Below are 480 nucleotides of genomic sequence, written 5' to 3' on the forward strand. Positions count from 1 at the left end.
GCCAAGACCTACGACGGTCTCGCCTACACCGGTGGCAACGGCGTGACCTACGCCGGTCTGGTCAACGGCGAGACGGCGACGGTGCTCGGCGGAACGCTCGCCTACGGCGGCACGTCGCAGGGCGCGACCAACGCCGGCAGCTACACCCTCACCGCCTCCGGCCTCACCTCCGGCAACTACGACATCAGCTACGTGGCCGGCGCCCTGACTATCAACCCGGCGGCGCTAACGCTGGTGATCAAGCCGGCAGCGGTGTCCAAGACCTATGGCCAGTTGGCAGCGCTTTCGGCCTACTCGGTGCTGGGCACGCTGCAAGGCAGCGACGCCATCGGTTCGGTGACCCTGTCCAGCACCGGCGCGGCGGCGAACGCCAACGTCGGCAGCTACGACATCACGGCGTCGAACGCGGTGTTCTCGTCGGGCTCGGCGTCGAACTACACCATCACCTACCAGACACTGTCGAACGGCCTGACGGTCACC

General features: G+C 67.5%; 1 protein-coding gene. It reads left to right on the forward strand.

Annotated elements, in window-relative coordinates; all coding sequences use genetic code 11:
* Positions 1-480, forward strand: a 480-nt coding sequence (locus M4J39_RS22795) for an MBG domain-containing protein (protein ID WP_251730796.1), incomplete at both ends; no start/stop codon positions are given.

This window comes from Pleomorphomonas sp. NRK KF1, from assembly GCF_023721755.1.
Classification (GTDB): domain Bacteria; phylum Pseudomonadota; class Alphaproteobacteria; order Rhizobiales; family Pleomorphomonadaceae; genus Pleomorphomonas.